Origin of the sequence: Arthrobacter sp. zg-Y1116 (genome assembly GCF_024385485.1) — a bacterium.
GTDB lineage: Bacteria > Actinomycetota > Actinomycetes > Actinomycetales > Micrococcaceae > Arthrobacter_B.
Window position 1 is genome coordinate 59,759 of sequence record NZ_JANFLR010000005.1, and the last position, 18,312, is coordinate 78,070.

The 18,312-nt window shown below is 66.1% G+C and carries 21 protein-coding genes; 5 read left to right on the forward strand and 16 right to left on the reverse strand.

Annotated elements, in window-relative coordinates:
• Positions 1–39 precede the first annotated feature (39 nt).
• The gene (murJ, locus tag NNX34_RS15035; RefSeq protein WP_255767333.1) at positions 40–1,755 is read right to left on the reverse strand and encodes a murein biosynthesis integral membrane protein MurJ; all 1,716 of its coding nucleotides are present in this window, start codon (positions 1,753–1,755) and stop codon (positions 40–42) included.
• 37 nt (positions 1,756–1,792) lie between these two features.
• Entirely contained in the window at positions 1,793–2,665 is an 873-nt protein-coding gene (locus tag NNX34_RS15040; protein WP_255767334.1) for an aldo/keto reductase family oxidoreductase, read from the reverse strand.
• 116 nt (positions 2,666–2,781) lie between these two features.
• On the opposite strand from NNX34_RS15040, the gene NNX34_RS15045 reads away from it, so the two are divergent.
• On the forward strand, positions 2,782–3,207 hold the full coding sequence (locus NNX34_RS15045; RefSeq protein WP_255767335.1) for a helix-turn-helix domain-containing protein: 426 nt from the start codon (positions 2,782–2,784) through the stop codon (positions 3,205–3,207).
• A 13-nt stretch (positions 3,208–3,220) separates the two neighbouring features.
• Here the strand turns inward: NNX34_RS15045 and NNX34_RS15050 are convergent, their stop codons facing one another.
• From NNX34_RS15050 to NNX34_RS15075, 6 genes are all read right to left on the reverse strand, one after another.
• The gene (locus tag NNX34_RS15050; protein ID WP_255767336.1) at positions 3,221–4,369 is read right to left on the reverse strand and encodes a N(5)-(carboxyethyl)ornithine synthase; all 1,149 of its coding nucleotides are present in this window, start codon (positions 4,367–4,369) and stop codon (positions 3,221–3,223) included.
• A gap of 8 nt (positions 4,370–4,377) precedes the next feature.
• Positions 4,378–4,524 carry a hypothetical protein gene (locus NNX34_RS15055; RefSeq protein WP_255767337.1) on the reverse strand — a complete coding sequence of 49 codons (147 nt, stop codon included), beginning with the start codon at positions 4,522–4,524 and terminating at the stop codon, positions 4,378–4,380.
• Positions 4,525–4,623: 99 nt separating this feature from the next.
• A complete protein-coding gene (locus NNX34_RS15060; protein WP_255767339.1) occupies positions 4,624–6,162 on the reverse strand; it encodes a sulfatase-like hydrolase/transferase in 1,539 nt (512 codons plus the stop codon).
• A 158-nt stretch (positions 6,163–6,320) separates the two neighbouring features.
• On the reverse strand, positions 6,321–7,343 hold the full coding sequence (locus NNX34_RS15065; RefSeq protein WP_255767340.1) for an NADPH:quinone reductase: 1,023 nt from the start codon (positions 7,341–7,343) through the stop codon (positions 6,321–6,323).
• 56 nt (positions 7,344–7,399) lie between these two features.
• The gene (locus NNX34_RS15070) at positions 7,400–7,792 is read right to left on the reverse strand and encodes a hypothetical protein (protein ID WP_255767341.1); all 393 of its coding nucleotides are present in this window, start codon (positions 7,790–7,792) and stop codon (positions 7,400–7,402) included.
• A gap of 79 nt (positions 7,793–7,871) precedes the next feature.
• Complete coding sequence (locus tag NNX34_RS15075; protein WP_255767342.1) at positions 7,872–7,997, reverse strand: hypothetical protein; 126 nt, start codon at positions 7,995–7,997, stop codon at positions 7,872–7,874.
• Positions 7,998–8,223: 226 nt separating this feature from the next.
• Between NNX34_RS15075 and NNX34_RS15080 the strand changes: the two genes are divergently transcribed.
• From NNX34_RS15080 to NNX34_RS15090, 3 genes are all read left to right on the forward strand, one after another.
• Positions 8,224–8,772: a hypothetical protein gene (locus NNX34_RS15080; protein WP_255767343.1), complete on the forward strand. Its 549-nt coding sequence runs from the start codon at positions 8,224–8,226 to the stop codon at positions 8,770–8,772.
• 75 nt (positions 8,773–8,847) lie between these two features.
• Positions 8,848–9,453 carry a bifunctional 2-polyprenyl-6-hydroxyphenol methylase/3-demethylubiquinol 3-O-methyltransferase UbiG gene (locus tag NNX34_RS15085; protein WP_255767344.1) on the forward strand — a complete coding sequence of 202 codons (606 nt, stop codon included), beginning with the start codon at positions 8,848–8,850 and terminating at the stop codon, positions 9,451–9,453.
• A gap of 66 nt (positions 9,454–9,519) precedes the next feature.
• Complete coding sequence (locus NNX34_RS15090) at positions 9,520–10,143, forward strand: maleylpyruvate isomerase family mycothiol-dependent enzyme (protein WP_255767346.1); 624 nt, start codon at positions 9,520–9,522, stop codon at positions 10,141–10,143.
• Positions 10,144–10,169: 26 nt separating this feature from the next.
• On the opposite strand, the gene NNX34_RS15095 is transcribed toward NNX34_RS15090, so the two are convergent.
• The 6 genes from NNX34_RS15095 to NNX34_RS15120 form a co-directional block, all read right to left on the reverse strand.
• Positions 10,170–10,751 carry a Clp protease N-terminal domain-containing protein gene (locus NNX34_RS15095; protein WP_255767347.1) on the reverse strand — a complete coding sequence of 194 codons (582 nt, stop codon included), beginning with the start codon at positions 10,749–10,751 and terminating at the stop codon, positions 10,170–10,172.
• A gap of 4 nt (positions 10,752–10,755) precedes the next feature.
• Positions 10,756–10,971 carry a helix-turn-helix domain-containing protein gene (locus tag NNX34_RS15100; RefSeq protein ID WP_146363983.1) on the reverse strand — a complete coding sequence of 72 codons (216 nt, stop codon included), beginning with the start codon at positions 10,969–10,971 and terminating at the stop codon, positions 10,756–10,758.
• Between the two features lie 87 nt (positions 10,972–11,058).
• The gene (locus NNX34_RS15105; protein ID WP_255767348.1) at positions 11,059–11,358 is read right to left on the reverse strand and encodes a hypothetical protein; all 300 of its coding nucleotides are present in this window, start codon (positions 11,356–11,358) and stop codon (positions 11,059–11,061) included.
• 10 nt (positions 11,359–11,368) lie between these two features.
• Positions 11,369–11,638 (reverse strand): YciI family protein, encoded by a 270-nt coding sequence (locus NNX34_RS15110; protein ID WP_255767349.1) that lies wholly within the window; start codon positions 11,636–11,638, stop codon positions 11,369–11,371.
• Between the two features lie 301 nt (positions 11,639–11,939).
• Entirely contained in the window at positions 11,940–12,605 is a 666-nt protein-coding gene (locus NNX34_RS15115) for an SDR family NAD(P)-dependent oxidoreductase (protein WP_255767350.1), read from the reverse strand.
• A gap of 130 nt (positions 12,606–12,735) precedes the next feature.
• Complete coding sequence (locus tag NNX34_RS15120; RefSeq protein WP_255767351.1) at positions 12,736–14,223, reverse strand: MFS transporter; 1,488 nt, start codon at positions 14,221–14,223, stop codon at positions 12,736–12,738.
• 55 nt (positions 14,224–14,278) lie between these two features.
• On the opposite strand from NNX34_RS15120, the gene NNX34_RS15125 reads away from it, so the two are divergent.
• Complete coding sequence (locus NNX34_RS15125) at positions 14,279–14,869, forward strand: TetR/AcrR family transcriptional regulator (RefSeq protein WP_255767352.1); 591 nt, start codon at positions 14,279–14,281, stop codon at positions 14,867–14,869.
• Here NNX34_RS15125 and NNX34_RS15130 read toward each other — a convergent pair.
• On the reverse strand, positions 14,866–16,977 hold the full coding sequence (locus tag NNX34_RS15130; protein ID WP_255767353.1) for an NAD(P)/FAD-dependent oxidoreductase: 2,112 nt from the start codon (positions 16,975–16,977) through the stop codon (positions 14,866–14,868). The genes NNX34_RS15125 and NNX34_RS15130 overlap by 4 nt on opposite strands.
• 50 nt (positions 16,978–17,027) lie before the next feature.
• Positions 17,028–18,284 (reverse strand): formamidase, encoded by a 1,257-nt coding sequence (gene fmdA / locus NNX34_RS15135; RefSeq protein ID WP_255767354.1) that lies wholly within the window; start codon positions 18,282–18,284, stop codon positions 17,028–17,030.
• Positions 18,285–18,312: the final 28 nt, after the last annotated feature.

Consider the following 18,312-nt stretch of genomic DNA (forward strand, 5'->3'; position numbering starts at 1 on the left):
CCGCCCCCGGCCCACCAAATAACCGGGGCGCAGCGACGGTCAGGTGCGGCCCCGCCGGAGCAGCGCCTGCAGCGACCCGGCAAGCTGGCCCAACTCGGCCACCCGAAGCAGTTTCAGCATGCCCAGGTACACAGCGCCCATCACGACCCCGCCCACGGAGAGCACCACAAGGGCATGGAACTTCGACTGCCAAAGGTACCCGCCGGCGTCGTACCCTCCGAACGCGCAGGACACGGCTGTCCCGGCGAGGGCAGCGACAATGCCGGCAACCGTGAACCGGACGTGCGCGTCAAAGACCTGTCCGGCACCGTAAGGACCAATCGCCCGCGTGAGGAAGAGGTGACTGACGACGACGGCGATCATGTTGCCGAGGGAATAGGCGGCGGCGAGCGTCGGCACAATTAACCGGGGATCAAGTACGCCCGCAATAACGGCGAGAACCACTCCAACTCCGGACAGGATCAGCTGGATTTTCAGCGGCGTCTTCACATCCTCACCGGCATAGAAGACCCGGCCGAGAAGGAAGTTGGCACTCAGGAACGGCGCTCCCACGGCGAGGATGGCGATGATGATTCCGTTGAGGGTGGCCACCTCGGGCGATTCGCTGAAGAGCATTCCGAGCGGCCCGGCGAATGCCAGCAGAGCCGCCGCGCCGAACACCGTGGCGACACCGGTGATGCGCAGCCCCCGGGACAGCACCGCGCGTACCTCCGGAAGGTTCCCGCCGGCATAGGCAGCGGAAAGCTGGTTGAACATTACCGTGGCCAAGGACAGGGCGATCACGGCGTGCGGCAGTTGGTAGACCATGGCCCCGATGTCCAGGTTGGCCAGGCCCGCGATCCGGTCCGGCCGGCCCGAGTCGGTGAGTGTTTGCCGGGCGTCGGAGGCGATGGTGGCAACGTAGAGGTTGACGAAGTACAGGCCGTTGCCGACCAGCATCGTGACGATCGTGACGGATGCCAGCCGGCCCGTGCGTCCAAGCCCCGTGCCGTGCAGGCCGAACTTCGGCTTCAGTCCCAGTTTCAGGCGTCGAAGCGGGAGAAACAGGAGAAGCGCTTGAAGGGCGACGCCGAGCGTCATGCCTCCCGCCAGCAGGAACGTATGCTCCGGCGTCCACGTTTCGGGTTTATACGCTTCTGCCTGTTCGGCGCCCATCAGCGACAGGAACACCACCAGTGCGCCGATGGACACCAGGTTGTTCACCACGGGAGCCCACATGTACGGACCGAAGGAGCCGTTGGCGTTCAGGATCTGGCCCAGCACGGCGTACAACCCGTAGAAAAAGATCTGCGGCAGGCACCAGTAGGCGAACGCCGTGGCCAGGGCGAGGTTGCCGTCCGTGAAACGCGTCGCCGCATCGATAATCACCGGAGCCGCCAGCGTCACCAGCACCGTGAGGACCAGCAGCGCCGCTACGGCGAGGGTCAGGATCCTGCTGACGTAATCTGCGCCCCGGTCCGGCTGCCGGCTGGCCCGGACAATCTGGGGCACCAAAACGGCGTTGAACACCCCGCCGGCGACCATCAGGTAGATGAAGTTCGGCAGGGCGTTCGCGTAGGAAAACAGGTCCGACACCCCACCCGAGGCGCCGATAGCAGCGGCGAGGAGCGCCGTCCGGACCAGGCCGAGCACCCGGGACACGACGGTGCCGGCTGCCATAACAGCGCTGGCCCGCGCGGCCGAACCGCTGTTCGGGGCCACGCGGGCCTCCCGGTCTGCCTGATCGGCATTCGAGGGCGCCGCGGTTGAACTCATGGAGGCCATCGTTCCAGATACGCGGCAGGAACCCGCGCTACCCGCCGATGGTGTCCAGCTCCGCGACATCCTCCGTGGACAGCATCAGCGCAGCGCCGGTCACGTTTTCCCGCAGATGCGCTACGGAGGAGGTGCCGGGGATAAGCAGGATGTTCGGGGAACGCTGCAGCAGCCACGCCAGGGCCACGGACATGGGGGTTGAACCCAGGCGTGCGGCGATGGCGGAGAGTTCCTCGGATTGGAGCGGACTGAAACCTCCCAGCGGGAAGAACGGCACGTAGGCGATACCGTCCTGCGCGAGGGAATCGATCAGGCCGTCGTCCTGGCGGAAGGCAAGGTTGTACATGTTCTGCACCGAGACGATGGGGGCAACGCTGCGTGCTTCGGCTACCTGCTCGGGCAGCACGTTGCTCACGCCGAGGTGCCGGATGAGCCCCTGCTGCTGGAGCTCCGCGAGTGTCTCCAGCGCTTCGGCAAGGGATCCGGGCACGGTTCCATGGGCGTCACCCATGCGGAGGTTCACCAGGTCCAGTACATCCAGACCGAGTGTCTCCAGGTTCTCCTCGACGGCACGGCGCAGTTGGTCGGGCTTCCGTGCCGGGGTCCATCCGCCCTGGTCGTCGCGGTCGGCCCCCACCTTGGTCACCACATGCAGGGTCCGGGGGTAGGGGTGCAGCGCCTCGCGGATGAGCGAGTTGGTGATGTGCGGCCCGTAGGCCTCTGCGGTGTCGACGTGGGTGATGCCGAGAGTGACGGCCTCGCGCAGGACCGCGAGGGCGCCGTCGTAATCCGGCGGAGGTCCCATCACCCCCGGCCCGGCGAGCTGCATGGCCCCGTATCCAAAGCGGGACACCTCGAGGTCGCCCAAGGTCCAGGTGCCGCCGGGAAGCGATGTGGTAAATGTGCTCATGTTCTGCCTTTCAGGGGTGGTGATCCTTTACTTCCGCAGTCCACTATGGAGACGCAACTTCCCCGCAGGAAGTAGGCACCTGAAAGTGCCCAAGTAACCCGGAAGGCAGGGCAGCAATGGCCACGATGACAGCGGCAGAGAAACGAGCGCAGGAGAAAGATGCGTATAACGCGTTCCTGGATGCCTGTCCCAGCCGGCAACTGCTGGACCGGATCTCCAATAAATGGGTCACGCTGGCCCTGGCCGCCCTCGGCAGCGGGCCGGACTGCGACGGCGATCCCCGCCCGCTGCGTTTCTCCGAGCTGTCCCGGGTGCTGGCCGGCGTAAGCCAGAAGATGCTCACCCAGACACTTCGCTCACTGGAGCGGGACGGTCTCCTCACCCGCACCGTCACCCCCACGGTGCCGGTGACCGTCAGCTATGAGCTCACCGATCTCGGGCGCTCCCTGCACGGACTAACCCGCGGCATCAAGGCCTGGGCGGAACAGCACATGGACGACGTGTTCACCGAGCGCGCCGCCTACGACTCCCGCGGCGCCTGACCCCTGGCCCAGGCTAGGAACCCAGCGCCGGATGCGGGTAGGCGGGCTCCCGCTGCTGGAACTGCAGCACGTCCTCGTTGAGGATCACACCGTCGCGGATTTCAATTGCCCGCCGGATGGTTTCGTTCTCCGTCCACGCCGCAGGACCGGCAATGACCGTTTCCAGGAAGGGCAGGAGCGCCTCGCTGATTTCCCAGCTGGCGGAGTTCCAAAGGTAGGACGGACTGTGATCGACGGCGTAGTAGTTGATGTGCTCGCCCACCTCGAACATCGGGTCGGTGAACGTGGTGGTTTTCGCCCACTCGAAGCCCATGCCTTCGTCGCAGGACACGTCCACGATCAGGCTGCCCGGCCGGAACGCCTCCAGGTCATCGGTGCGCAGGTAGGTCAGCGGTGCGTTGGGATCCTGCAAAGTGCAGTTGACCACGATGTCGCTCTCGGCAAGGAACGGGGCCAGCGGCACCCGGCCGTCTTCGGTGATGACCTCGCTGAGGAACGGCGAGTTGTCGTCACGGTCGAACTGAACAATCCGCGCGGAGTGGATCGGCGACCCGACCGCCGCGACGCCGCGGTTGGTCAGGACCTGGACGTCATGGATGCCGTGCGCATTCAGGGCAGTGACCGCGCCGCGTGCCGTTGCGCCGAAGCCGATGACGACGGCGCTGAGCCGGCGCCCGTAGTCGCCGGTTGAACCAGTCAGGCTGAGGGCGTGCAGGACGGAGCAATACCCGGCGAGCTCGTTGTTCTTGTGGAAGACGTGCAGGCCGAAACCGCCGTCGGCAGCCCAATGGTTCATCGCTTCGAAGGCGATCAGCGTGAGCTTTTTGTCGATGGCGAGCTGGGTGACGGCGCGGTCCTGGACGCAGTGCGGCCAGCCCCAGAGGGTCTGCCCGTCCCGCAGCTCGGCGAGGTCCTCGGGCTGCGGCTTGGGCAGGAGGACGACGTCGGCCTCCGCCAGGATCTGCGCCCGCGGGAGCACAGCACCAACGAGCGGCTTCAGCTCCATGTCCGGAACGCCGAACTTCTCTCCGTAGCCTTCTTCCAGGAGCAGCTGCCGCCGGACCTCCGGGGCGATGCGTTCCAGGTGAAGCGGGTGGATGGCCAGCCGCCGCTCATCGGGCTTGCGTGTGCTGGACAGGACGCCGAGGGTGAGACGCTCCACGGGGCGGTTCACTTCTTTTTGGGCGGTGCAGGTTTGGTGCCGGCGGCCTTGTCGAGGGCGGGCGGAGCCGCGGCGGCCTTCTTCTCGGCACGCTTTTCCTTGATGGACTTGCCGGACTTTTTCGATGCTGCTTGGCGCGGGGACTTGTCAGACATGTTCGCTCCTGTAGCGGAACCGAGGCGGTTCCTGACTCTGAACCATACATGCACCGCAGCCGGGCGCTTGGAGGCGGAGCGAACAGGGCCTGTTGGTGCCTACCGCCCGGCCCAGGCCTCCGCGTAGAACTGCGGGGAAAGCGATTCCAGCAGTTCGACGTAGGCATCCCGCTCCATGGCCTGCGCCGATTCGGCCGGAATCTCCGAGGTGAAGGCGGATACACCCAGCCCGGCCTGACGGTCCTTGAGGGTCAGGCCTGCGGCTTCGAGGATGGTCGGGTACATGCTCAGCTGGTCCGCACCGGGGCGCAGCGTGGTGCCTGCTGCCTGGCCCGGAACCCAGACCCGGTTGAAGATAGTGCGGTTGGTGTGATGGTCCAGCTGCTCGTGGAAAGCGTCGCCGGCACTCATGTGCTTGAGGTGGTCGCCCATGATTACCACGGCGGTGTCCTCGAGGTACCCCTGCTGTTCCATGTATTCCACGAATCCGGCCACCTCGGTCATGGAGCAGGAGAACACGGAGGTCACATTGTTCTCGGTATCCACGTTGCAGTAGTCGTAGACGTGCACCGGTTCGTGCGTGTCCAGTGTCAGCATGGAGAGGTTGAACGGCTTCCCGGTTTCCTCCGCCTCGGCATGCAGCCTGTCGACCTCCTCCTTGGCATGTGCCATGAGGCGTTCATCGCTCAGGCCCCAGTCCTTGCGGAAGTTCTCTTCCGGTTCGCCGGCGTCGCGCCAGTCGGAGAGGTCCTTCACTTCGGAGTAGCCATGGGTGCCCAGGAACGTGTCCTTCGCGGCGAAGGAGGCGTTGGCGCCGCCCAGGAAAACGTTGGTGTACCCCTGCTCTTCCAGGACGTCCCCAAGACAGGTTGACCCGCCCAGGTAAGTGTCGCCGTCGTCGTCTAGCTTGCTGGCGTCGCTGCTCTGGTCGGAGGAGCCCACGCCCTTCAGGGGGACGCCGCACTGCGTGGAGACTAGGCCGGCCATGGTCCAGCCGCCGCCCTCGTACTGCTGGAAATTCTCCACGCTCTGCCACCCCTTGGAAGGCTGCGTGGTGTCCTTGAGTGGAACGAAGGCGTCCTTTTCGAACAGCTGGTCATCCGCGAGGGTGGCTTCCCCGGACTCGAGATAAACCAGCACCAGGTTGCGCTTCTGCTCCGCCCCGGTGACGGTCGGCTCCACGTAGTAGTCGCCGATGTTGTATTTGGAGTTCGCCGCCTTGATGTAGTCGGCCATGCCCACCGTGCTGGCGAAGGCCGTGGTGCCGCCAATGACCACTGCGACCACCAGGAGGGTGGAGACGGTGCGCATAATCCACGGTGAGCGGTTAGGCGCGTCCTCCCCGTCGCGGCGCTTGCGGCGGCGGAAGTACTGCCACAGGGCGATCCCGCCGGTGATGAGCAGGGGCAGGACACCGACGCCCAGGATGCCGAGCCAGACAATGCCCCCGCCGCCGCCGTCGGTCTCCACCGAGACGAGGTTCAGGAGCATCTGGCCCACGGAGATTTCCCCCCAGAAGAACCGGATACCCGCAGCCGCAATGAGCATCGCCAACCCGAGCCAGATCAGGACGTAGACCAAGACACGTCCCATAACGACGCCGACCCGTCGGGTCACGTCAAGAATCTGGCCAGACATGAAGATACCTCGCGTTCCAGGTGCCCGCGTTTTCGCCGGGCACCCTTGACATCCAACCCGATCTCGGGGTCAAAGAAGAATAGTACCGTCATGCTACCTGTTCAACCTTGGTTCATCCCTCAGGAACGGGGTGTACACCTCCGCGAAAGATCCGGAGTCTAGGCGTTCTCGTCACCAACGCGGATGAGGATCTTGCCGGTGGTTCCGTTCTCGACGGCGTCGTGCGCAGCGGCGGTTTCCTCGAGGGGGAACCAGGTGAGGGGCAGTCCCGCGGACTCACCGACAGGCAGCGCGCCGTCCTGCAGTGCTGCGGTAATGTCCTCTGCCGCGGCGTGCTGGGCCTGGGTCCCCACCGTATATATAAGGACGCCCTGCCAACGGACATTTTTCGCGAAGCTCGCAACGATCGGCGCCGTGAATTCCTCGCCGTTGTTGTTCGCGTAGTAGGCGATGCTGCCGTGGTTGGCGATGACGTCCACGTCAAGGGCGGCGTTCTGGGCGGGGGACACTTCGACAATGTGGTCGACGCCGTCCGGTGCGAGTTCGCGGATCCGGTCGGCTTCGGCGTCGTCCGGGTAGCGGACGATGTGGTGGGCTCCGGCAGCGGCGGCGAGCTCTGCCTTCGCGTCGCTGCTGACCGTCGCGATCACGGTGGCGCCGGCCCAGGCGGCGAACTGGATGGCGGCGTGGCCTACGGCTCCGGCGCCGCCCTGAACCAGGACGGTGCGGCCTGCGAGGGCTCCGGGGGCGAGCCGGGACGGGCCGTGTTCGTGGACGGTGAGGGCTCGGTGTGCGGTCATCGCGGGGACACCGAGGCTGCCGGCGACGTCGAAGCCGATGCCGTCCGGAAGCCGCACCGCTCGGTCGGCGGGGAGGACGGTGAATTCCTGGGCGGTCCCGGTCGGACGGCCGTGGGCTGCGAGGTAGATCCACACCCGGTCGCCCACCTGAAGGTCGGTCACGCCCTCGCCGACGGCGTCGATAATCCCGGCGCCGTCCTGGTTCGGCACCACCTCGGGGAACGCCAGGCTGCTGCCGGCGCGGGCCTTCCAGTCGGTGGGATTCACGCCCGAAACGGTAACCCGAACCCGCACTTCGCCGGGGCCCGGGGCGGCGGCGTCGCGGTCAACGAGGGAGAGGACGGACGAGGGGCCGGTGGCGGAGTACACGATTGCTTTCATGGGCGGTACAAGAAACCCGGGCTGCGTTCTATTCCCCGGTGCGGACAATAACCGGGTCAGGTGCTCGCCTGCGGCAGCTGCTGTTGGCCCCAATAACTGCGTGCATCCGGACCGACGGCATCGTAGTCATCGCTGCCGAGGAAGCGCTCCCGTGCGTAAGGGGTGTCATTGGCGACGGTGGCAGAGTGGGCCCTCAAGTCCCTCCGCTTGCGGTGCAGGTCCCGGGGACGGGATTCGTGAACGTAGACCCCCGCCAGGGCGACCGCCTTGCTGATCAGCATGCTGGAACCGTCGGCTAGGCCAGGACCGTTATAAAGCACCCAGCTTGCGACGGTCAGAACCTCCTCCAGCACCTCCCGGGGCGCTTCCCACGCCCACTGTGCAGCGGCCTCCTCACCATACGAGCGCAGATCCGCAACAATGCTCACCCGCGACGTGCTCAGCGACATTCTTCCCCCATTTCCCGTGACGCCCGTGAAGAGCCGGACCGCCCCCGCGGGGACGGTCCGGCTCTGTTGGACGACGTTGCTACTTCTTGTCGTCCTTGTTTCCGTCGACGGCGTCCTTCGCCTTGTCTTTAGCCTGGTCAACCTTCTCCGGGTTGTCCTTGGCTGCGTCCTTCGCCTTGTCTGCCATGCCGCCTAGATCTGCCATTGGATAATGCCTTCCCTCTGTGCGGTCCGGGGCTCATGCGGCCCCGGCTGGGTACACCCATCCTGCCCCACAATGGCGGGATGGAACCCCGGGTGCAGGTGTTTTTTATTGCGGGGTGGTGGCGTTGCACCGCTAAGCGCCGGGCGCACAGCGCTCCGGGGGTCGGATAGGCTACCTACCGGCCCGGCAAATCTGCCGCGGAATCAGCCAGTTTTATGGGGGAAGCATGACCGAGAAAATAGCGCAGGACGCCAACCAGAATCCTTACGCAGGAGCCCAGCCGGTAGCACCCGGAAACGCACCTGCACGTCCGAAGACGGTGGAGATGGCCTTCTGGCTGCTGCTGGCGGCAGCGGCCCTGGTGCTGATCCGGATTCCGGTGGGAATCATGGCCGTGAATAAGGATGACCATAAGTCCGAAATTGAGAGCTTCCTGGGCCCGGACAACGTCCCCATCTGGATCCGCAACGAAATCTCCGACTATGTCTGGGCAGGAGTCATCACCGCCGTCATCCTCGCAGCGATTGCCCTGCTGTCCCGGATGGGCCTCGGCTGGCCCCGGATCGTCCTCATTGTTGTTGCGGTGCTTACGGCCTTGAATTCGCGCGTGCAGTTCTTCGCAAGCGTCATCCCGGTCTACGAAACAGCCTGGGTGACGCTGATATCCGTCCTCCTGACGCTGGCCGCAATGGTGCTGCTGTTCCTGACCCCGTCGAATCACTACTTCAAGTCGATGGGGCAGTACCGCAAGGGCAAGAAGGCCGTTCAGGCCTAGCCGAGGCGTCTCCGCCCGGCGGCCGGCAGCCCTGTTGGCTGACCGGCCGCCGGTTTCGCGACGTAGGCTTGGAAGATGCGAAACGAAACCCTCTGGGAAGCGAAAAAGCGGCAGAATCCCGGGCATTCCGCCTGGTATATCTCCCGGTTCGAGGCCATGCGGGAGCAGGGCCAGGACCTCGACGGCGAAGCCCGGCTGATTGACGCGATGCTGCCGCGGGGAGCCCGGATCCTCGACGCCGGCTGCGGTCCCGGCCGGGTGGGCGGGGAACTGGCGCGGCGCGGCCACGCCGTCGTCGGCGTCGACGTCGATCCGGAACTTATCGACGCCGCCCGGCAGGACTTCCCGGACCTGCAGTGGTTCGTCGGGGACCTCTCGGAACTGGACCTGCCCGCCGAAGGCGTTTCCGAACCGTTCGACCTGATTGTCTGCGCCGGCAACGTGATGACCTTCCTGGCACCGGGAACCGCCGTCGACGTCCTGACCCGGATGCGCGGGCACCTTGCAGCCGACGGCCGGGTGGTTATCGGGTTCGGCGGAAACCGCGGGTATGCCTTCGAGACGTTCTTTGACGACGCCGCCGCGGCCGGCCTTGAGGTCCAGCAGCGGTTCTCCACGTGGGACCTGCGGCCGTTTACGCCCGAGTCGGACTTCCTGGTGGCGGTGCTGGGCCGCGCCTGAGACCCGTTCCGACCCCGGCGATGGACAATAACGTCCAAACGGGAGCCGGCGGGAAGGCGGGGCATTGTGAATCTGGAAGAGGATCCTCAGCGGGCGGCGCAACTATGCTTTGCGGCCCAGGCGCGTCTGATGCGTCGTGTCGCAGGCCTAACCGACACGGACGTCCTGGCGCCAAGCCGCTTGCCTGGCTGGACCGTGGGTCACGTCCTGACCCATCTGGCGCGGAACGCCGATGCCCACGCCCGCCGGCTGTCCGGCGCCCTCGAAGGCCACGATGTTCCGAGATATCCCGGCGGATCCGAACAGCGCACCCGGGAGATCGAGGAGGGTGCCGGCCGGGCCGCCGCAGAAATCATCGCTGACCTCAGCTCCAGCATGCTGCACCTCGAGGAGGTCCTGAACCTGTCCGAGGCGGCAGGATGGCCCAACGGCCACCTCCTGGGCGATGACTCCTACGGCGTGGCTGCCTGCCCGGCGCATCGGCTCCGCGAAGTCGAGATGCACCACGTGGACCTGGGGCTCGGCTATACACCCGCGGACTGGCCCGAGGAGTACGTCGCGTGGGACCTTCCTGTCCTGCTCGCCACGGTTCCGGAACGGCTCGGGCCCCCGAACCAGCAGCGCAGCTTCATGGCCTGGCTGGCGGGCCGGGGGCCGCTGGCTCCGGACACGAAGCTGGCGGACTGGTGAACCGGGCTCGGCGCGGGCGCCGGGACCTAGGCCGCGGCGTCCATGGTGCCGAGAATCCGAACCCTCAGGTCTTCCGGCCCCACGTGTCGGCTGATCAGGGACAGAGCTGCGGGATCGGCGCCGCGGAGGACTCCCAGCAGTAGATGTTCCGTCCCGATGTAGCCGTCCTTCCGGGCCGTTGATTCGCGCAGGCTGTTCGTCAGTACGGCTTTCGCGCCGCTGCTGAAGGGCAGGTGCCCGCCTTTGAGGGAGTCGAACAGGCGACGACGCCGCGGGGCGGGACCGGCGGCGGCGTCCAGGGTGCCTTCCCCGAATTGTGCATCGACGGCGCGGCGCACCTCGTCCAGGTCGATACCGACGGATTCCAAGGCGGCGGCGTCGTCGTACCCGGAGTCCGGGCCCATGCCGCGTAGGTCCGCACGCAGCTGCGCTGACGTGAGGCCGCACTCGGCCAGCACGGACGCCAGCCGAGGGGTGGATGTTTCCACGGTGGACACCGCGCCGATCAGCACGTGCACCGGGAGGATCTGGGTCGCCTCCAAGGTGCGGGCTTCTTCCTGGGTGGAGACGACACTTTGGCGGGCTTGCTGAGTGAACCGTTCAAACATGGCGCTACTTCGCTTTCCGGTTGTACTTCTGGTGCACTGCCTGCTTACTGATGCCGAGCTGGTCGGCGATGGCCTGCCAGGACCAGCCCTGCGCCCGGGCATTGGCAACCTGCACGGCCTCGAGCTGGTCGCGCAGCCTACCGAGGGCGACGACGGCGCGCAGCCCGGTAGCCGGATCGGGACTCGCCGCCGCGGCGGCCAAGGGGGAATGGTCTTCCATAAGCGTCAACCTAGATTGACGGAGTGTCCGTGTCAATAGGAGTTGACGAATTGTCGAGATCTACGGCGGACCGGGCTGTAGGGGCTGCTAACGCTCCGTGCCCTGCATTGGCTCCGGTGGAACGGGTCCCGTCATGACGCTGCCGGACTCGTGCACCCACCTGCCGCGGCCGACTTCCGGGCAGGTGGCGCGCAGGTTCGTCTGTAGGGTCGAGGAGTCCGTGGTGTGCATGCCGCGGAGCAACTTGAACAGGTCTACACCGAACTCCAGGCGTCCGTCCCGCCAATAGGCGTCGTAGCGGATTGCGCGCACCGGCCGGTGCAGCCACTTCGACGGGCGGATGAATGCCGTCGCGCGAAAGGCAACTGGGCGCTCGAAGTTCTCCATAAAGGAATAATCACATATTCGCGATCGGGCGCAGTTCGACGGTTTCGCCGGGGGAGGCGAACCGGGCCAGGATTTCCTCCGCACGCTGCGGGGTACCGGCCTGGATGAAGAACATCCCGGCGAGATGTTCCCCGGGTGCAGCATACGGTCCGCTGCTGATGACCGGCCCCTCTTCCCAGCGGACCAGTTGCGCGCCAGCCGGATCCCCCAGTGCCTCACCGCCGAGAAGCTCCCCGCTCTCCTGCAGCTCGGTGAGGAACGAATCGAATTCGGTGTCCATCCGCTGCCGCTCGGACTTCGGTAAGGATTGGAACGCAGGCAAGTAGTTCCCCGTTGGGTGGCCCCATGGCTGAGGGTTCGAATAAACGAGGATCGCGTATTTCATGGCAGCCGGTCCGTTCTGCGATGTGAGGGTTCGAGTTTCCGCGAGACTGTCGCACCTGCGCGGTACAGGGAACACTGAATACACCGAAAACGCTGCTCCGGACAGAGAAAGAGGCCCGGTTGCCCGGGCCTCTTTCTGAAGTGCCGTGTTCAAGTTCGCCGACGGGGCGGCTCACTCGATTGATCACCCACGCTGATTAGTCCGCGCTGATCTGGCGGCGGAACGTGTCCCGACGGGTGTGGAGGTCCCAGAGGACACCGGCGAGAACGTCGGGATCCTTTTCCGGATCACCCTCGATGATGCGGCCGCCGATGATGAGCTGCGATACGTGGATGCCCTCCTCAGCGAGGACCTCGTTGAGGAGCTGTGCGTAAGCGGCTTGCCCGGCGAACGCCACCGAGGTTCCGGTGACACCGCGTCCGGGCTTCACTGCTGATCCGCCGTTGACGAAGAGGATGGTGCCTCGGTTTTCACCAAGGAACCGCATTCCGGGCAGCACCTGGTGGACTGCGGCCACCGGGCCGTAGATGGAGAACTCAACAGGACCCCGGAGGTCCGCTACGGTCGTCTCAAGGACGGGCCGCATGAAGTCTTTCTGCGGAAGGGGGCTGTACTGCAGCACCTCGACCGGGCCGAGGGTTTCGGCCGCAGCCTCGAGGGCAGCGGCGATCGATTCCGGATTGCGGACGTCGGCGGCGAAGCCCCGGGCCGGAATTCCGGCCTTGCCGAGGTCTTCGGCAAGGGCGTCCACCTTGGCCTGGCTTCGGGAGATCAGCGCAACGGAGAATCCCTCTGCGCCGAAACGTCGTGCCACGGCGGCACCCAGGCCGCGTCCTGCACCAATGATCGCGATAGTAGTCATGGGGAAGCTAACTGGGTGGGGTGCCGAATAATTCCGGAGGTTTCCTGCCCGGCACGTGCTTCGGGCGCATGAAAAAGAAACCGGTCCCGCTTTCGCGGGACCGGTTCCGGTCATCAGAGGTGGGACCGCCTTAGCCGACGGGGGCTACCTCGGGGACCTTCAGCAGGTCCTCCTTGGACGGACGGATCATGAAGTAGCCGATCGGGGCAGCGAGGAACAGCGCGACGCCGGCCCAGACGAACGCGGTGGAGTAACCGTTCACCAGCGCCTCGAGTTCTGCGGCAGGCTGGCCGCCGTTGCTGCTCAGGTAGGAAGTGATGCCGGCCGTGTAGACGGCCGTGAACAGTGCGGTGCCGATGGACCCGCCGATCTGCTGGGTGGCCGATACAGCGGCGCTGGCCACGCCGGCGTCGTGCTCGTCAATGCCGGCCAGGGCTACGTTCTGCAGCGGCACGAAGATCATCGCGAGGCCGAAGCCCAGCAGTGCCAGTCCGGGGAGGACCTCCAGGGCGTAGTTCCCCTCGACCGTGATGAAGGAGAGCCAGATCAGGCCGGCAGCGCCGACGATCGGCCCCACGGTCATGGGCAGGCGGACGCCGGTGCGCGGCAGGAACTTGGACAGGACGCCGGCGCCGACGGTGATGGCGATGGTCATGGGCAGCGACGCAAGGCCGGACTTCAGCGGCGAGTAGCCCAGGACAATCTGGAAGTAGAAGATCAGGAACAGGATGCCGCCCAGCAGGGCAGCGCCGGTCAGCGTGGAGGTCAGGAACGCGCCGCCGCGGACCCGGTTGGTCAGCACGCGCAGGGGCAGCAGCGGGTTGGAAACGCGGCTTTCCACGAACACGAACAGCGCCAGGATCAGCACGCCGGCGGCAAGGAAGGCAATGGTTTCAACACGTGCCCAGCCGTTTTCGGCCTGGGAGAATCCGTACACGAGCGAAGCCAGTCCGGCCACCACGAGAACGGCGCCCGGCAGGTCGTAGCGGGTGTTGCCGTGGGCCTTGCTCTCCCGGATCAGCGGCAGGGCGGCGGCCATGGCGACAATCGCAATCGGCACGTTGACCAGCAGGCACCAGTTCCAGCTGGCGTACTGCGTCAGGACGCCGCCAAGCAGCAGGCCGATGGCCGCGCCGCCGCCGCCGATGGCACCGTACACGGCGAAGGCCTTGATGCGGTCCTTGCCCGAGGGGAAGGTGATGGTCAGGATGGCGAGCGACGCCGGTGCCAGCAGTGCGGCGAAGGCGCCCTGCAGGCCGCGGGCAGCCAGGAGCATTTCGGTGCTTTCCGCAAAACCGCCGATGGCGGAGGCCACGGCAAAGCCGGCCATTCCCACCATGAACGTGCGCTTGCGGCCCCAGTAATCGGCGATGCGTCCGCCGAGCAGCAGCAGCGAGCCGAAGGCCAGTGCGTAGATCGTGACCACCCAGGTGCGGTCGCCGTCGGACATGCCCAGTTCGCGCTGCGCGTCCGGCAGTGCGATGTTCACGATGGTGCCGTCCAGGACCACCATCAGCTGGGCCAGCGCCAGGACGGCCAGCAGCAGCCAGCGGTGCGGATGTGCCGAGTGGTCGACGGCGGCGGCCCGGGGCAGGCCGGAAGGGGTGGTGCGGTCCATGAAGGGGAAATCCTAATCAAACGAACTGGTTGGTTGGCTTAGCTAGACTACAGGTATGAGAACCGACGGCGAAGCCACGCGGGCCAGGATCCTGGCTGCAGCACGAAAAGAGTTTGCACAGTATGGGCTGGCCGGTGCCCGTGTTGACCGTATTGCGGAAGAGGCACGCGCCAGCAAGGAACGCCTTTATGCGTATTTCGGCGGGAAGAATGCGTTGTTCGCCGCAGTGCTGGCGACGAACCTGCAGGAGACCACGGACCAGGTTCCGCGGGATGCGCTGGATCTTCCCGGGTTCGTCGGCGCCCTTTACGACCACTCGGTGGAGCACCCCGAGCATCTGCGCATGCTGGACTGGGCCCGGCTCGAGGGGGCGCCGGAAGTGCTGGCCCCCAGCAGCCGCCCGGGGCCGACATCCGCCGATATTTCCGCCGCCCAGGCGCAGGGGATCATAGATCCTGCCTGGAATCCGGATGACCTGATGACCCTGCTTTTTTCGCTGGCCACCGCATGGGCGCAGTCCCCGGAACTGCTCTACACCGGCAGGGCCGAGGATTCCGACGCCGCCCGCGAACGACGCCGGCAGGCCGCCATCACAGCGGCCTGCCGGCTTCTCGCGCCTCCGAAGGAGAAGGCAATGCCGGCCTAGAGTTCGGTGCTCACCTTCCAGGATGAGTGGATGGCGCCGTGGATGTAGTTGACCTCCCCGGCGTCGCCGACGACGTCGCAGCTGATGTCCGCGGCCCGCAGCTCATCCGCCAGCGGTGAGGCCGACGTCGTGCCGTCCGCGTAGACCACCATGTCCGCAGGGGCGGAGAAGCTTTCCCCGCCCACGGTCCACTCGACACTCTTCTCGGTGATGCGGGTGATCGAGGCGTTGCGGTGGATCTTCACGCCGTGCTTTTCGGATTCCTTCACGGCGGTCCAGCGGCGCGGCATGGCCAGCGGCAGGCCGAGCTGCTGCTTTTCATGCAGCAGCGTGACGCGGCGGCCGCGCTCGGCAAGGAACTCGGACAGCTCCAGGCCCACGAGGGAACCGCCGATCACCACGACGTCCTTGCCCATCGGCAGCCAGACCTTGGTGAACTGGCGGACAAACTCCGGGCTCTTGGTCACACCGGAGAGGCGGCCGAGCTTGCCCAGGGTGCTCAACACGGCGCCGGCTTCCTCAGCGGTGGCGGTGCCGAGCATCATGGCCCGCAGCGTGTCGCCGGTCTGCACGATCGGCAGGTCGCCGCCGGGGAAGTCCGGCTTGGGCCGGACGGCGCCGGTGGCCACGATCACGTGGTCGGGGTGCAGGGCCCGGATGGATTCCACCGTGGCCTTGGTGTTCAGCTTCACCGCAATGTTCAGGCGCCGAATCTCGGACCGAAACCACTTCAGCAGCCGTTCGTTGTCCGGGGTGGTCATGGTGGAGAACCACATGGTCCCGCCGAGACGGTCCGACTTGTCCACCACGGTGACCCGGTGGCCGCGCTCGGTCAGGACGCGGGCGCTTTCCAGGCCCGCGGGACCGGCGCCGACAACCACTACGTGCTTGGTCGCGGACGCAGGCTTCAGCGGCAGCAGCGCCTCGTTGCCCAGTGCCGGGTTGACCGCGCAGAACGGGGTGTCGTCGAAGAAGTTCTCCGCGACGCAGAGGTAGCAGTTGATGCAGGGGCGGACCTGGTCGAACTTGCCGTCGCGCAGCTTGTTCGGCAGTTCTGGGTCGGCCAGCAGCTGGCGTCCCATGGCGGCGAAGTCGATCTGTCCGGCGGCCAGCGCCTTCTCGGACACCTCCGGCAGCATCCGGCCGACGGCGATCACCGGAACACTGACGTGGTTCTTGATCTCCGCGGCGTTCTTCAGGTAGGCACCCACCTTGTTGGGCAGCGGGCCGTCGGTGAAGTTGTCGAACGGGTTGCGCCCCCAGCCGGTGACGTGGATGGCGTCAGCGCCGGCCTTTTCGAACAGCTTGGAGGCCTCGATCGCCTCGTCGAGGGTCAGGCCGCCCTCCTGCCCGTATTCTTCACCGGCCACACGGACCAGGACGGCCAGGCGATCGCCCACCCGTTCCTTGACCGCACTGATGACCTCGCAGGCCAGCCGGGCCCGGTTTTCCAGGACGCCGCCGTATTCATCCGTGCGCAGGTTGTCCCGCTGGTTAAGGAAGACGCCGAGGATGTAGCCGTGCGCCACGTGGATCTCGATGGCGTCGGCGTCGGCTTTGGCGACGCGTTCGGCGGCGTCGGCCCAGGTGGAGACCAGCCAGGAAATGTCCTCGGCGGTCATCTCGCGGTAGGCGGTCTTCTTGCCGGCGGTGGCGGCGCCCATCTTGCCGAGCTCTTCGCGGGTGCTGTCCGCCAGGGCGGACATGTCATAGGAGTAGTCCGGTTGGTTGGGTGCGAGCACCGGACGGTCATTGGCGACGTCCACGCGGGCAACCTTGCCGTGGTGCGTGGACTGGATGCAGAGCTTGCTGCCGGCGGCGTGGACGGCATCGGCCAGCGCCTTGAGACCGGGAATGTACTTGTCATCCGACAGTCCCGGCTCCTTCATGGACGCCGCGCCGTGCGGGAACGCGATGGCGCAGGCACCGGTGATGATCAGTCCGGCGCCTCCCGCGGCACGGGCCACGTAGTGGTCGATTTCAGGCTGTTCAATCTCGCCGTGCTCGGAGACGTTCATGTCCATCGCCGGCAGGACGATGCGGTTCTGCGTTTCCATGGGGCCCATGCGCCCCGGGGCCATGAGGTGCGGGAAGTTTTTGGTATTCACAGGGGTATTTTAGCCCGGTTGTGTACACCGTAAACGCACGGCCCCGCGGCTCAAGTGCGGCTTGCCCGCGGCGCTCCGATTCCCGAATCAATCCGGAACGGTCCGGCCGCCGACGGGCGGACATCGAAGTCGAAAATGGACGTCGGAATGTACACGGTGGAACACGAATTGGGGATGTCCACCACTCCGGACAGCCGGCCCTCGATCGGTGCGGCGCCCAGCAGCAGGTAGGCCTGTTCCGGGCTGTAACCGAACTTCGTCAGGTAGTCGATCGCGTGCAGGCAGGCCCGCTGGTAGGACAGGTGCGAGTCGAGGTAGCGCTGCTCGCCGTCGAGCGTCACCGAGGTGCCGGAGAACGCGATCCACTCGCTGAACTGAGGATCCACGTTGCCCGGCATAAAGACCGCGTTTTCGGAGACGCCGTAGGTCTCCATGCCGCCCTTAATAAGGTCCACCTTCAGATCGATGAACCCGCCCATTTCAATCGCGCCGCAGAAGGTGATTTCGCCGTCGCCCTGGGAGAAGTGCAGGTCACCCACCGAGAGGTTCGCGCCGTCCACAAACACGGGATAGAAAATCCGGCTCCCCTTGGACAGGTTCTTGATGTCCTGGTTTCCACCGTTCTCCCGCGGCGGCGCCGTGCGGGCAGCTTCCGCGCCCACCCGCTCCCACTGGTCCCGGGGCAGGCCCCCGAGTACGGCGTGTTCGGCCTCCGGCGGCAGCGCGAGCGGCGGCACCCGGTGCGGGTCGGTGGCAATCAGGTCGCCTTCCCGCCGGTTCCACTTGGCGAGCAGGTCCGACGACGGCGCGGTCCCCATCAGTCCGGGATGGATCAGGCCGGTAAAGGAGACGCCGGGAACGTGCCGCGAGGTGGCGGTCTGGCCCGTGAAATCCCAGACGGCCTTGTAGGCGTCGGGGAACTGCTCGGTGAGGAACCCGCCGCCGTTCTCGCGGGCGAAAATCCCGGTGTAACCCCAGCCCTGTCCCGCCAGCGGGCCGGAGTCTTCCTGCGGAATGGGGCCGACGTCGAGGATGTCCACCACGAGCAGGTCGCCGGGACGGGCGCCTTCCACCGCGAACGGGCCGCTGAGTTTATGCACGGTCAGCAGCGGGGCGTTGAGGATGTCCTCGGCGGAATCGTCATTGACGATGGCGCCGTCGAACCACTCGCGGCAGTCCACCCGGAAGGCCTCACCTGGCTTGAGTACCGCGACGGGCGGTATTTCGGGATGCCACCGGTTGTGCCCCAGCTTTTCCTGGTCCTCGAACTTCCGGGACGAATCAAGGGGAAAGACGGTCTTGGGCATGGCTTCTCCTTCAACGGGGCGGTCTCTT